Source organism: Chryseobacterium sp. FH2, assembly GCF_001045455.1.
Classification (GTDB): domain Bacteria; phylum Bacteroidota; class Bacteroidia; order Flavobacteriales; family Weeksellaceae; genus Chryseobacterium.
In genome coordinates this window covers 407,553-419,701 of sequence record NZ_LFNE01000001.1, presented here as the reverse complement: position 1 = coordinate 419,701, position 12,149 = coordinate 407,553, and the positions used below count along the sequence as shown (strand labels likewise).

General features: G+C 36.5%; 11 protein-coding genes. 5 read left to right on the top strand and 6 right to left on the bottom strand.

Annotated elements, in window-relative coordinates; genetic code table 11:
- Positions 1 to 2: 2 nt before the first annotated feature.
- The 5 genes from ACM39_RS02090 to hflX are packed head-to-tail and all read right to left on the bottom strand — an operon-like array spanning position 3 to position 4,611.
- The gene (locus tag ACM39_RS02090) at positions 3 to 671 is read right to left on the bottom strand and encodes a hypothetical protein (protein ID WP_048509343.1); all 669 of its coding nucleotides are present in this window, start codon (positions 669 to 671) and stop codon (positions 3 to 5) included.
- A gap of 35 nt (positions 672 to 706) precedes the next feature.
- The gene (locus ACM39_RS02085; protein WP_048509342.1) at positions 707 to 1,423 is read right to left on the bottom strand and encodes a DNA alkylation repair protein; all 717 of its coding nucleotides are present in this window, start codon (positions 1,421 to 1,423) and stop codon (positions 707 to 709) included.
- Positions 1,424 to 1,448: 25 nt separating this feature from the next.
- Positions 1,449 to 2,735, bottom strand: a complete 1,287-nt coding sequence (locus ACM39_RS02080; RefSeq protein WP_048509341.1) for a cation:proton antiporter — start codon at positions 2,733 to 2,735, stop codon at positions 1,449 to 1,451.
- 23 nt (positions 2,736 to 2,758) lie between these two features.
- Positions 2,759 to 3,388, bottom strand: coding sequence for a DUF4919 domain-containing protein (locus ACM39_RS02075; RefSeq protein ID WP_048509340.1), 630 nt, complete (start codon positions 3,386 to 3,388; stop codon positions 2,759 to 2,761).
- Complete coding sequence (gene hflX / locus ACM39_RS02070; RefSeq protein ID WP_048509339.1) at positions 3,388 to 4,611, bottom strand: GTPase HflX; 1,224 nt, start codon at positions 4,609 to 4,611, stop codon at positions 3,388 to 3,390. The genes ACM39_RS02075 and hflX overlap by 1 nt, the downstream gene beginning before the upstream one ends.
- 196 nt (positions 4,612 to 4,807) lie before the next feature.
- Here hflX and ACM39_RS02065 point away from each other — a divergent pair, with 196 nt between their 5' ends.
- The 4 genes from ACM39_RS02065 (at position 4,808) to ACM39_RS02050 (ending at position 9,177) form a co-directional block, all read left to right on the top strand.
- Positions 4,808 to 5,521 carry a LytR/AlgR family response regulator transcription factor gene (locus ACM39_RS02065; protein WP_048509338.1) on the top strand — a complete coding sequence of 238 codons (714 nt, stop codon included), beginning with the start codon at positions 4,808 to 4,810 and terminating at the stop codon, positions 5,519 to 5,521.
- 195 nt (positions 5,522 to 5,716) lie between these two features.
- Positions 5,717 to 6,202 (top strand): T9SS type A sorting domain-containing protein, encoded by a 486-nt coding sequence (locus tag ACM39_RS02060; protein ID WP_048509337.1) that lies wholly within the window; start codon positions 5,717 to 5,719, stop codon positions 6,200 to 6,202.
- 5 nt (positions 6,203 to 6,207) lie between these two features.
- On the top strand, positions 6,208 to 8,754 hold the full coding sequence (locus tag ACM39_RS02055) for a beta strand repeat-containing protein (protein WP_048509336.1): 2,547 nt from the start codon (positions 6,208 to 6,210) through the stop codon (positions 8,752 to 8,754).
- Between the two features lie 6 nt (positions 8,755 to 8,760).
- Positions 8,761 to 9,177 (top strand): hypothetical protein, encoded by a 417-nt coding sequence (locus ACM39_RS02050; RefSeq protein WP_048509335.1) that lies wholly within the window; start codon positions 8,761 to 8,763, stop codon positions 9,175 to 9,177.
- An 82-nt stretch (positions 9,178 to 9,259) separates the two neighbouring features.
- Here ACM39_RS02050 and ACM39_RS02045 read toward each other — a convergent pair whose 3' ends face one another.
- Positions 9,260 to 9,715 (bottom strand): META domain-containing protein, encoded by a 456-nt coding sequence (locus tag ACM39_RS02045; RefSeq protein ID WP_048509334.1) that lies wholly within the window; start codon positions 9,713 to 9,715, stop codon positions 9,260 to 9,262.
- Positions 9,716 to 9,803: 88 nt separating this feature from the next.
- Between ACM39_RS02045 and ACM39_RS02040 the strand changes: the two genes are divergently transcribed.
- Positions 9,804 to 12,017 carry a S46 family peptidase gene (locus ACM39_RS02040; RefSeq protein WP_048509333.1) on the top strand — a complete coding sequence of 738 codons (2,214 nt, stop codon included), beginning with the start codon at positions 9,804 to 9,806 and terminating at the stop codon, positions 12,015 to 12,017.
- The last annotated feature ends 132 nt before the right edge of the window (positions 12,018 to 12,149 follow it).

Genomic DNA, 12,149 nt, shown 5'->3' with positions numbered 1-12,149 from the left:
AATTATTGAAAAAGGATGTTATTTTGTATTTGTTTCTTTTGAAGTATAAAATCTAAAACATTGGCGTCCAGCTTCACCGCTTTTTTATTGGGCGAAAGCAGATAAGAGCTGTTTGTCTGAGATTTTATCGTATTTTCAAACTGCAGGACAGAAGTATATCTGGCATTATTAAAGATTTCTTTATCTGCCGTACTCATTTTGTCGTAATCTGTTTTGAATGTGTTTACTTTGTTTCTTGTAAATGACTTATTCTCAATATTTTGACTATAAATCTGTGTTGGAATCATTTTTCCGAGAATATTCTTAGCTTTTAACTGCTCTAATCCGGCATTGATATTTTCAATTTTTTTGAAATTACAGCTTAATTTAATAATATAATTTTCAAAATCCAAAGAAGTTTTTACATTGCTGATTCCTGGGGTTACTCTGAAAATTTTCGCAGCCTCATTAATTTTACTTTCAATTTCAGGTTTTTGCGGGACTTTTTTTCCGTTGATCGTTTCCATTTTTGAGATTGAAGCCAGTCTGGTTTTGCTTTTACTTGCATTCAGAATAATCGTATATTCCCCACTTCCATCAGCTTTTACATTGACTTTATCTAAGATGTCGAAACAACTAGTCAACAACAATAAAGGAAAAAGCAGAACCAGTTGCTTGAGAAATAATTTCATAGTTGAGTTTTAATCAACAAAAATACATCTTATTTTTAAACCCTTCCTTTTAAATAATCCTGTCTCACTTCTTCATCAAGTTTTTCAATAGCATATCTCAGGCAGGTTCTTGGCATTTCTTTATAGTATTTGTTTAGATAATTAATCAGTTCCGCTTCATTTTTTTGCCCTATTTCTCTTAAGAGCCAGCCATTTGCCTTATGCATTAAATCATGAGTGTGTTTTAAATTGCCCGTTACAAATTCTATAGTCAGCTCAAAAAATCCCTTTTTTACGTAATACATTGTTCCGACAACAGCAATTCTTTTGTGCCACATTTCTTCAGAATCAGATAAGCTTCTCAGCAAGTCTTCTTTTTGATTTTCAAAGGCATATCTTCCCAAAATCTTATAACAAGAAGAGTCTACCAAATCCCAATTATTGACATATTGAAGGTGGTTTATATAAAAATCAATGACTTCTTCTTTAATCTTTGGGTCTTTTGTTTTTTCAAATTTTGAAATCAGTATAAACAAAGCCGTCAAACGATGCTCATGATATTTTGAGGAAAGTAACTTACTTAAATCATCCAAAGATATTCTGGAATAATACTCTTTTGCCACCGCCCTTTGATCAGGTACTTTTACCCCAAGAAATACATCTCCTTCTCCATACTCTCCTTTCCCGGTTTTGAAAAATTTTGGGAAAAACTCTGCTTTTTCAGGAATTGACAAAACAGCTAATGCACCCTGGATTTCTTTAACTATGCTCATCTGTATTGGTATGATTTTATATCATTTAATGACTTTCATCTAAAGCAGTACTTTCCAACACTTTTTCTTCTTCGGCAATTTGTTTAGGATTGGCAACCTTAGCAATTGTAAGCCCTTGGACGATAATCGAAAATACGACAACACAATAGGTAATACTTAAAATGACATTGCTATATTCCCCTTTTGGAATAGACATCGCCAACGCAATGGAAACACCGCCACGAATACCTCCCCAAACCAATACTTTTACTGTTTGAGGATTAAACCTGGTTCGTAAAGACATAAACTTTGTAGGGCCCCAAATTGAAATAAATCTTGCGAATAAAACCACAATAATGGCAAGCAATCCCGGAATCATGTACTCTTTAAAATCTTTTATCATTAAAAGTTCGAAACCAATAAATAGGAATAATACAGCATTCAGAATTTCATCAATAAGCTCCCAGAATTTTATCAAATAGTCCTGAGTGATGGATTTCATTTTAAATTTAACATTGAAATTCCCCATAAATAAACCCGCTGCCACCATCGTCAATGGTCCTGAAATGTGCATTTGTCTTGCAACAAGGTAACCGCCCATCACTACAGAAAGTGTTACCAAAACCGAAATGATATAGTCATCTACTTCACGCATCAGCCTGGAAGTAATCCAACCTAGTAAAACACCCAGAAATATTCCCCCACCAGCTTCCTTGATTAGTAATAAGCCAATATTTTCTAATCCTAAATCCACTTCATTTCCAATAGCCAGCTGTAACACAACCGTGAAAACTACAACCGCCATACCATCATTGAAAAGAGACTCTCCTGCGACTTTAGTTTCCAGTGATTTTGATACGTTTGCCTGTTTTAAAATACTTAAAACCGCCACAGGATCGGTCGGCGATATCAGAGCTCCAAATACTAAACAATAGATAAACGGAAGTTTTAAACCCACTAAAGGCAACAGATAAAACATTCCAAAACCTACAATAAATGTTGAAATCACAACTCCCACCGTAGAAAATATCACAACAGGACGCAACTGCTCTTTCAAATCATTAATATTAATATGGATCCCTCCCGCAAAGAGAAGGAAATTAAGCATAGCTCCCATCAAAACCTCAGTAAAGTCAATACTATTCATCAAATTATTAAGATGACCAAAAGTCCTTGGAAGGAAACTCTCCCCGAATAAAACCAATATAATAGAAACCACGATGGCAATAACCATAATCCCGATGGTACTCGGAAGTTTAAGAAATCTGTAATTAAGATAGGCGAATATTGATGCTAAAACTATTAAAGCTGAAAATGAATAATATAACTCCACTAAAGTGTTTTTTTAGATTAAAATTAAAGGTTTAAATAAAGTATTTTAATATATATCTTATCATCGTCTTTTTGCCAAATGTCTAATATCCCGTTCTTGGTAGATTTTGATCCTCGGGTATATTCTTCTCCAACTTTCAACATATTGAGTAAAATATACTCATCACCGACAGAATTTACCACATACGGAGTTTTTTCAGACTTCCCGTCCCCAGACAGCTTCATGGCATTTGTCAACACCCGGAATTGGTTTAAATGATAGGTAAACTTACTTCCATCCTGTTTTGAATCATACGCACGAAGCAGTATCAACAGAACATCCATGTTTGTAGGATCTCTCTGAAACAAGGCGTTTCCCTGAGCAATACACTCACTAAAATTTTTGTCTTTGAAAGCTTCTGCCAGTTTTTTAAATTCATCCCCGGAGGTTGAAATCACCTCTCCTTTAAAGTTCCTTCCATAATAAAGATGCTGAGCCTCAATGCTGTCCAGCGATTGCGGATAGGCTTTATATTTAAAAATCAATTTCTCGTAATTATACGGAGACTTTGAATCGTTAAGATTTCTCTCAATGCCTTTCAACTCAGGTTTTAATTTTTGACTAAAACCAAAACACGAAATAAAAAGCAGCAAAAAGAAAAGATATTTTTTCATTAATCGTTATTTTCATAATCCTCATCATCGAAATATTCGAAGAGGAAATCATTGTAAGGAAACCTAGAAATATGAATCTTCATTACCTCATCATAGATCATTTTCTTCATTTCCGGGAAGTTTTCTTTCGTCAAAGCAGAGATGAAAACGGTAGGATATTTAGATTTTCCCATCCACGTTTTTTTCCATTCTTCAAGAGAAACATTTTTTCTGGAAGCCGGCGTCAAATCATCATCATCCTTTTTCTCATAACTGAAATCATCAATCTTGTTGAAAACCATTATCATCGGTTTTTGATGAGCATTAATTTCCATTAAAATCTGATTCACAGAATCGATATGATCTTCGAAACTTTCATGAGAAATATCTACCACATGGATCAGCAGATCAGCTTCACGTACCTCGTCAAGAGTCGATTTAAAAGATTCTACCAACTGAGTCGGCAATTTTCTGATGAAACCAACAGTATCCGTTAAAAGGAAAGGTAAATTTCCGATAACAACCTTTCTTACGGTCGTATCCAGTGTTGCAAACAATTTATTTTCAGCAAAAACTTCAGATTTTGACAAAGCATTCATCAAAGTCGATTTTCCAACGTTGGTGTATCCTACCAAAGCTGCCCTCACGACTTTTCCACGGTTATTTCTCTGGGTGGCCATTTGCTTATCAATCGTTTTCAGCTTATCTTTCAACAATGAAATCCTGTCACGAATAATACGGCGGTCAGTTTCGATTTCCGTTTCTCCGGGGCCTCTCATCCCGATTCCCCCTTTCTGACGCTCCAAGTGAGTCCACATTCTGGTCAATCGAGGCAAAAGATATTGATACTGAGCCAGCTCTACCTGAGTTCTCGCATAAGAAGTTGTTGCTCTTTGGGCAAATATATCGAGAATAAGGTTTGTTCTGTCAAGGATTTTAACCTCCATTTCTCTTTCCAGATTTTTAAGTTGTGAAGGAGATAATTCGTCGTCAAAAATGACCGTTCCTATTTCGTTTTCTTTTACGTATTCTTTTATTTCCTGAGCTTTTCCGCTTCCGATAAAGGTTTTGGAGTCTGGCTGTGTTAACTTTTGAGTAAAACGTCTGTCAACCGTAGCTCCCGCTGTGAAGGCTAAAAACTCCAATTCATCCATATATTCCTGAAGCTTTTCCTCGTTCTGGTGCTGGGTCACAACACCTACCAAAACTGCTTTTTCGTAATTATGTTCTTTCTTTTCTAGCATTAAATTCTATCTATGTTTGTGATTTTTACAAGTTACCATTTTCGCTACAAAAAACAAAATGATTTTTAATTTTAAGAAATATTTTAATGTTAATTTAAGTTCATTCCTGTATTGATATTCCGAAAATTAATAACTTTATAAAGTAATTTTTTGATTTTTAAATATTTATCTCTGAAAATTATTTAAAACCAATATCATGATTAGCAGTATTAGATGTATGATTATTGATGATGATGAATTGGACAGGCTGGTTCTTCACCATCACATCAAACAATATGAAAATATTGAAATTGTTGCGTCTTTTGACTCAATCGAAAAAGCAATCCCCTACCTCAGCATTCCAATTGACCTTTTATTTATCGAAACTAAAATAAAAGGAATGAGTGGCCTGGAATTCAGAAAATTAGCTCATAAAATCCCAGCTTGCATTTTTATCAGTTCGTATCCCGAATTTGCTATTGACACCTTTGAACTTGATACTTTAGATTTTATTACAAAACCTTTAAAAACAGACCGTTTTAATTATTCTATGCAAAAACTTTTCGATTACTTCGAAATGAAAGAAAAATGTGAATGTTTTGATACTTTGCTTGGTGAAAACAGCATTAAAATAAAGGAGGGAGGAAATATTTACCAAGTTAAAATCACTGACATTCTGTATCTTGAAGCATTAAAAGACTATACAAGAATCATCACCTCTGATAAAAAACACTGCATCTTAGATTCTTTGGGAAATCTTCTACATAAAAACTATTTTGATTCCTTTGTGAGAATACACAGAAGTTATGCCGTTCCAAGACATTTAATTCGGAGTAAAAACACTCATGAAGTAGAACTTGTACATCAGATCAAACTTCCTATTGGGAGAATGTACAAAGAAAATCTGGATTTTTTCACTCCAAATCATTAATACTGCTTTTCCATATACTACACCGGTTTCGATTTATTTTTACAAAATAACTCCACTTTTGTCGTTTGTCGATTAATCTTGTCGTTTATCTATTTTCCAAAAATCCCGTTCCTGTTTTATGGTAATTTAGTATTCCCAAAGTGATAAAAATTTTCACTTTGCATTTACCAATTAATAACCACAAAATTACTCAATATGAAAAGAACATCTATTCACTGCTTCTTTTTCATTCCGCTCTTTATAGTCCCCGGATTACTGAAAGCCCAAAGTGCAGTACCGGCAACCGGAGCAAATGCTACAGGAAGTAACGGCTCGGTTTCTTACAGTGTAGGGCAAGCCGCATATCTTGCAAAGGGCAGCAACAACGAAATTTTAGAAGGTGTGCAGCAAGCTTACGAAATCACAACCACACTTGCCACAAACGAAACCCAGGAAACAGAAAAAGGTATTTTACTGTACCCGAATCCATTTAAAGATTATCTGTATCTGGATTTTACCACAAATGATTACAAGAATTCAGACTATCAACTATTTGATGCACAAGGCAAGTTGATTATAAAAGATAAAATTTCTCAGCCTAAGTCTGAATTCAATTTCTCTTCTCTTCCTTCCGCTATGTATATTATCCGGATAAATCAGAATGGGAAGAATATCAAAACATTTAAAATCATAAAAAAATAACTACCATGAAAAAAATATTATTATTGATGGGAATTTTGCTGGGCACAATTACAGCCTTCGCACAGGTTCCTGAAAAAATGAGTTATCAGGCAATCGTTCGAAATACCGGCGGACAAATTCTTTCCAATCAAAGTATAGGGATCAGAGCGAGCATTTTACAGGGTTCTCCTGCGGGTGCTGCCGTTTATTCGGAAAGGCTTACAGGAAACACCAATTTGAACGGTCTTATTACTCTTGAGCTTGGAACAGGAACAGTTTTATCCGGAACCTTTAATACAATCAACTGGTCTACAGGAAATTACTATTTAAAAACAGAAACAGATCCTGCAGGTGGAACCAACTATACCATTACGGGAACAAGCCAGTTATTAAGTGTGCCATTTGCTATGTATGCAAAATCTGCAGGCGGAACGGGTGGGAATTTTACAATTCCATATACAAATACAGTCAACAACGCCGGAACGCTTTTCACTTTAATAAATGACGGAGACGGAACCTCTGTAGAAGGCATAAACAATACAACCACTTCAAGTATTGCTTCAGTAAGAGGTATTGTAAGCAGTACGGCTCCCGGAGGATTTTCTTCCGGAATCCGGGGGATTAATAACGGAACCGGAGGTTTAGGTGTCGGTGTCTGGGGAAGCCAGAACGGAAGCGGATGGGGTGTTTATGGTGTTACTCCAAACGGGCTAGGGATATATGGCAATTCATCCGCATCAGGTTATGGTGTTTATGCCAATAGTAATTCAGGAACAGGTCTTAATGCAACAAGTACCAATGGAATTGCAGCAGCTATAGGTATATTTAATAACGCCAATAATAACAATGTGCTTAATGCAAATACTGTCGGAAACGGAACGGTTATTAATGTTTCCACCACAGGGACGGGAGCAGGTATTGAGAGTTCCACCGGATCAGGATTTGCTGTTCATGGTATAACAAGCGCACAAACCTCTGCCGGGATTATAGGAGATAATAATGGATCAGGTGAAGCTGTAGTAGGCAGAAACACAAGTGATATTGCAGGTGCTGTAGTAGGTAGAAACGATGGTGGCGGGTATGGCGTAAGAGGTTTTGTAGCCTCCAATACTACAGGAACTTCCGTGGGCGTTTTTGGACAGGTTGGATTAAATAGCGGTAAAGGACGTGCAGGAAGATTCGAAAATCTAAACTCAACAAATGACAGAAACACGTTCGAAGTAGAATCAAACAGTACAGGAAATATTCCCGATAATACCCTAGGAAACGTTGCTTCTTTCCTTTCCAATAATGCAAACAGTGTAAGTGCAGCTGTAAGAGGTGAAGTAAAAACCATTTTTGGGAACTTTGGCGCCGCAGGTATTTTTGGGGTTTCTTCGGGAACCGGAGGCTTTGGAGGGCTATTTTATTCATCAAATACTTCAGGAAACGGTCGTGCCTTAGTTGCATTAACAGATGGAAATGGAGATGCTTTTGTGGCTAATGCAGGTAAAGACGGAGATGCAATAGAAGCAAACGTAGATGGAGCAGGACGTGCAATTTATGGGTGGATCCCTACTTTCAGCACAGGAAAAGCAGCCGAATTTCAAAATTTTAACACCTCAAATATAAACCCCGTACTTACAGCCAAGACCGTCGGCAACAACATGGCCGGAGACTTTTTCGTAGATAATACATTGGGGACTTCACCTGCCGTACACGGAAAAGTAAACTCTCAGTTTGCCAACTTCGGAACTGCAGGTATCTACGGAGAGTCAATAGGAACGGGCGGTTTTGCAGGCTTATTCTATCAAAGCAATGTAAATGGAAACGGGCCTGCTTTAATTGCTTTAACAGAAGGAAACGGAAACGGCATAACAGCCAATGCCGGAAAAAATGGAAATGGTATAGAATCCACAGCAGATGGAACAGGAAGCGCTATGTATGGCTGGGTGCCAAACTTCGGGACAGGTAGGGCAGGATATTTCAGAAACTTTAATGCAGCCAATGCGACCCCCGTATTATCTGTGACGAATGCCGGTACAGGAACAGGATTTTTTGTAAATCATACCGGATCTTCCGGGAATATCGCGATATTCCAAAGTGCGGGGACCAATGTTGCGAGAGTAAATAAATCCGGTACGGGATTTTTCAACGGAGGAACTCAGAATAGTGGTGCCGACGTTGCAGAAGCGTTTGATGTAGAAGGAAATACCTCAGAGTACGAACCCGGTGATATTTTAGTTATTTCAATAGATTCTGACAGAACAGTAGAAAAATCGTCTAAACCATATTCTCATCTTGTTGCAGGAGTTTATGCTACGAAGCCGGGAGTTCTTTTAACAGAAGAAAATATTGATTCTGAATTAACCGGAAAAGTTCCGATGGGAGTAATTGGAGTCATTCCTACAAAAGTTTGTCTGGAAGGAGGAGCAATTAAAAGAGGAGATCTTTTAGTAACCTCATCAAAATCAGGAGTTGCCATGAAAGCTAATCTTAAGAAAGTAAAAATAGGACAAGTATTAGGTAAAGCCCTCCAGGATTATGATCAAAACGAAACCGGGAAAATAAAAGTATTAGTAAACATTAAATAATAAACCATGAAATCACTATATATCATCACATTTTTAGCTTTAAGTCTAAATATTTATGCCCAGGAAAACAAAAAAGTTTCTGAAGCACAAGTACAGGAAGATCTGTCTTTTAAGCAATCAAAAGAATTTGAAACCAAAATGCTAAAAGAAGCAAAAGACCGAGCGGAGAAAAAAACAACCCCTACAACGCTGGTTTCAGATCAGGGCCTTGAAGTGAAGAAACAGGAGCCGAAAACTCAGGTATCTACAAGCAATTCCGGAAAACTATTAGAAAATACGGCAACTCTTGAAGAAATTAAAAGTACAATTCCCAACAGACAGGCAGCCAACCATACAGTAAATTCTAGGAACACAAATAATATTCAGGGGCTTCCCAATACGGCAACTTTAGACGAAATAAAAAAGACAATTCCTAAAAACTAATAATCAAATAACTAGATTTTCAACTAAATAAAAGTCCACTTTTGGTGGACTTTTATTTATATTTTGAAGTTAATTACTAAAATCAATCCCAATCGGCAGCTACAAACTTCATAGTCTGTCCATTATTATCAGATAATGTTAAAAAATGTCCTTCAATAAAATATTTTATCATACTTCTGAAATTTTTTGAAAATAAGGTCTCTAAGTCCATATTTTGGCAGGATTTCATTGTAGAGCCTATCCCTGAAATTTTCATGCTTCCATCATCTTTAAATTCAGAATCAAAAAACATATCGTTACAGCCCATAAAAGCCCCTCCTTTAATTTTTCCCTTAGCGATATTTCCTGTCAAATCAATTTTAGCTTTATTTTTTTCTAAATCCGGTTTTGTAAAGTTTCCGAATGCCACCAACATCCATTCCCGTTGGATTTTAGGATTCTGAGCTACAGTCTGAGAACTTTGTCTGATTGTAGAAGTACAATTCAAAGTCATTCCAAGAAACAAGATCGTAAAAAATGATAACAGTATTTTTTTCATAACGCACAATAATCCATTTCCGTACCAATCGCAGGGAGAATATCGTAAAAATTAGTAAATTAGCGACACAAAAATTAATTTTTATAAAATGAAAAGACTATTTCTACTATTCACTTTTCTATTGGGCTTTGCTCAGATGAGAGCAGATGAAGGGATGTGGCTGTTGATGCTCATCAAGAGATTAAATGGTGTTGACATGCAAAAAGAAGGTTTGCATTTGACACCTGAAGAAATTTATTCAGTAAACAACTCAAGTATGAAAGATGCTATCGTAAGTTTCGGCGGCTTCTGTACAGGTGAAATTGTTTCTAATCAAGGACTTATCTTTACCAATCACCACTGTGGTTATGGTGCTGTTGCGGCAGCTTCTACTCCGGAAAAAGACTATTTGAAGAATGGTTTCTGGGCAATGAAGCAAAAAGATGAATTCAATGCAAAAGATCTTTATGTAAGATTTTTAGTTAGAATGGATGATGCTACGCAAAGAATCAATTCTAAACTAAACAACAATATGTCTGGTGAAGAGAGAAAAGCTGTGATTGATGCAGAAACCAAAGCCATCCAGACAGAAAATTCTGAAAACGGGAAATATACCGTAGTGGTAAGAGATTTTTTCAACGGAAATGAATTCTACTATTTCGTATACCAAGATTACAAAGATATCAGATTAGTAGGTGCACCGCCTTCATCATTAGGAAAATTCGGAGGTGATACAGATAACTGGGAATGGCCAAGACACACTGCAGACTTTACGGTTTTCAGAGTATATGCCGATGCAGCAGGAAACCCTGCTGAATATTCTCCAAGTAATACTCCTCTGAAACCTAAACATTTCTTACCTGTTTCTTTGAAAGGAATTAAGCCTGGTGATTTCTCAATGATCATGGGCTATCCGGGAAGAACGAACCGTTATTTGACTTCTTACGGAATTCAGCAGATGGTAGGCAAAGATTATCCGGCTTGGGTTGAAGCTTCAAAATTAGCTATGGATATTATGAAAAAGTACATGGATAAGGATAAAGGAACTCAGCTTAACTATGCTTCTCAGTACGCTTCAGTAGCCAACTACTGGAAAAACAGACAGGGAACTATTGATGCCGTTATCAAAAACGGAACAATTACCGACAAACAAAAGCTGGAAGCTACCTTCAAAGCATGGGCGGTACAACCGGCAAACATTGCTGAGTATGAAAGTGTTTTAGATGATATTGCTATTTATTATAAACAAACATCTGATAGAAGTGTTGAAAGAAATTATGCTTCTCAGCTTTTGAGAAACTCTAAATATTTCTCGGTTGCTTTACAAGTAGGCTCTGTTCTTAAAGCTTATGCCGAACAGGATATGGCAGGAAGATTAGCAATGAAACCAAAAGTAGAAGCTGCCGTAAAAGCTGCTTACGAAAATATCAACACTAAGCTTGAAGGTGAAATGATGAACTCTATGGTTGGGCTTTACCAGTCAAGAGTAAACAAAGATGTTGCTTCTCCTACGATTATGGGATTAGATTCTAAAAATCTTTCTAACGTAGCTTACTCTTCAATCTTTGCTAATAAAACATCCGTTACAAACTTTATTTTAAACCCAGACCGTTTAAAATTAGATGCAGATCCGCTTTTGAAAATTGCTGACGGAATCGTTGCTGACCAAAAAGCATCTAATGAAAGATTTGTGAAAATAGATGATAATTTTGCGAAAAACAATCGTCTTTTCTTAGCTGGTTTAATGAAATCTATGCCTGAGAAAAAATTCTATCCGGATGCAAACTCTACTATGAGACTGACTTACGGAACTGTGGATACATTACCAATCAGAGATGACAGAAACTATTTCGGTGTTACGGATAACTATTACACAGATATGGCTGGTCTTGTAGGAAAATACAAGAAAGGTGACGAAGAATTTGACCTTCCACAAAGAGTAATCGACCTTTACAATATGAAAGACTTCGGTCAGTATGCCGATGCTAAAGGTTATATGCCTGTAAACTTCCTTTCAAACAATGATATTACCGGTGGTAACTCTGGCTCTCCTGTAATCGACGGTGATGGAAACCTTATCGGTATTGCATTCGACGGAAACAGTGAAGCTTTAAGCGGAGATATCGTTTTTGAACCAGAATGGCAAAAAACCATCAATGTTGACGTTCGTTTCGTTCTTTGGACTATCGACAAATATGCCGGAGCAAGAAGAATTATCGATGAATTGCAATTGGTAAGAGACGAAAATACTCCAGCTGATACTAAAACCCGTGCTGCTAAACCAGAACACGCAAAACCTGCAACAGGTAAAAAGAAAAAATAATATTCGCTGAATATATTTTAAAACCCGTGAAAGCTATCTTTCACGGGTTTTTATGTAGATTTTAAATAATTATCCTTTCAGGAAGATAAGGCTCATTACACTCATAACGTATAGGTTTACCAATAAAACCTT

Bases quoted from the DNA above. Each gene is read 5' to 3' on its own strand.
- ACM39_RS02090 (WP_048509343.1), bottom strand. From the start codon at position 671: ATGAAATTATTTCTCAAGCAACTGGTTCTGCTTTTTCCTTTATTGTTG.
- ACM39_RS02085 (WP_048509342.1), bottom strand. From the start codon at position 1,423: ATGAGCATAGTTAAAGAAATCCAGGGTGCATTAGCTGTTTTGTCAATT.
- ACM39_RS02075 (WP_048509340.1), bottom strand. From the start codon at position 3,388: ATGAAAAAATATCTTTTCTTTTTGCTGCTTTTTATTTCGTGTTTTGGT.
- hflX (WP_048509339.1), bottom strand. From the start codon at position 4,611: ATGCTAGAAAAGAAAGAACATAATTACGAAAAAGCAGTTTTGGTAGGT.
- ACM39_RS02065 (WP_048509338.1), top strand. From the start codon at position 4,808: ATGATTAGCAGTATTAGATGTATGATTATTGATGATGATGAATTGGAC.
- ACM39_RS02060 (WP_048509337.1), top strand. From the start codon at position 5,717: ATGAAAAGAACATCTATTCACTGCTTCTTTTTCATTCCGCTCTTTATA.
- ACM39_RS02055 (WP_048509336.1), top strand. From the start codon at position 6,208: ATGAAAAAAATATTATTATTGATGGGAATTTTGCTGGGCACAATTACA.
- ACM39_RS02050 (WP_048509335.1), top strand. From the start codon at position 8,761: ATGAAATCACTATATATCATCACATTTTTAGCTTTAAGTCTAAATATT.
- ACM39_RS02045 (WP_048509334.1), bottom strand. From the start codon at position 9,715: ATGAAAAAAATACTGTTATCATTTTTTACGATCTTGTTTCTTGGAATG.
- ACM39_RS02040 (WP_048509333.1), top strand. From the start codon at position 9,804: ATGAAAAGACTATTTCTACTATTCACTTTTCTATTGGGCTTTGCTCAG.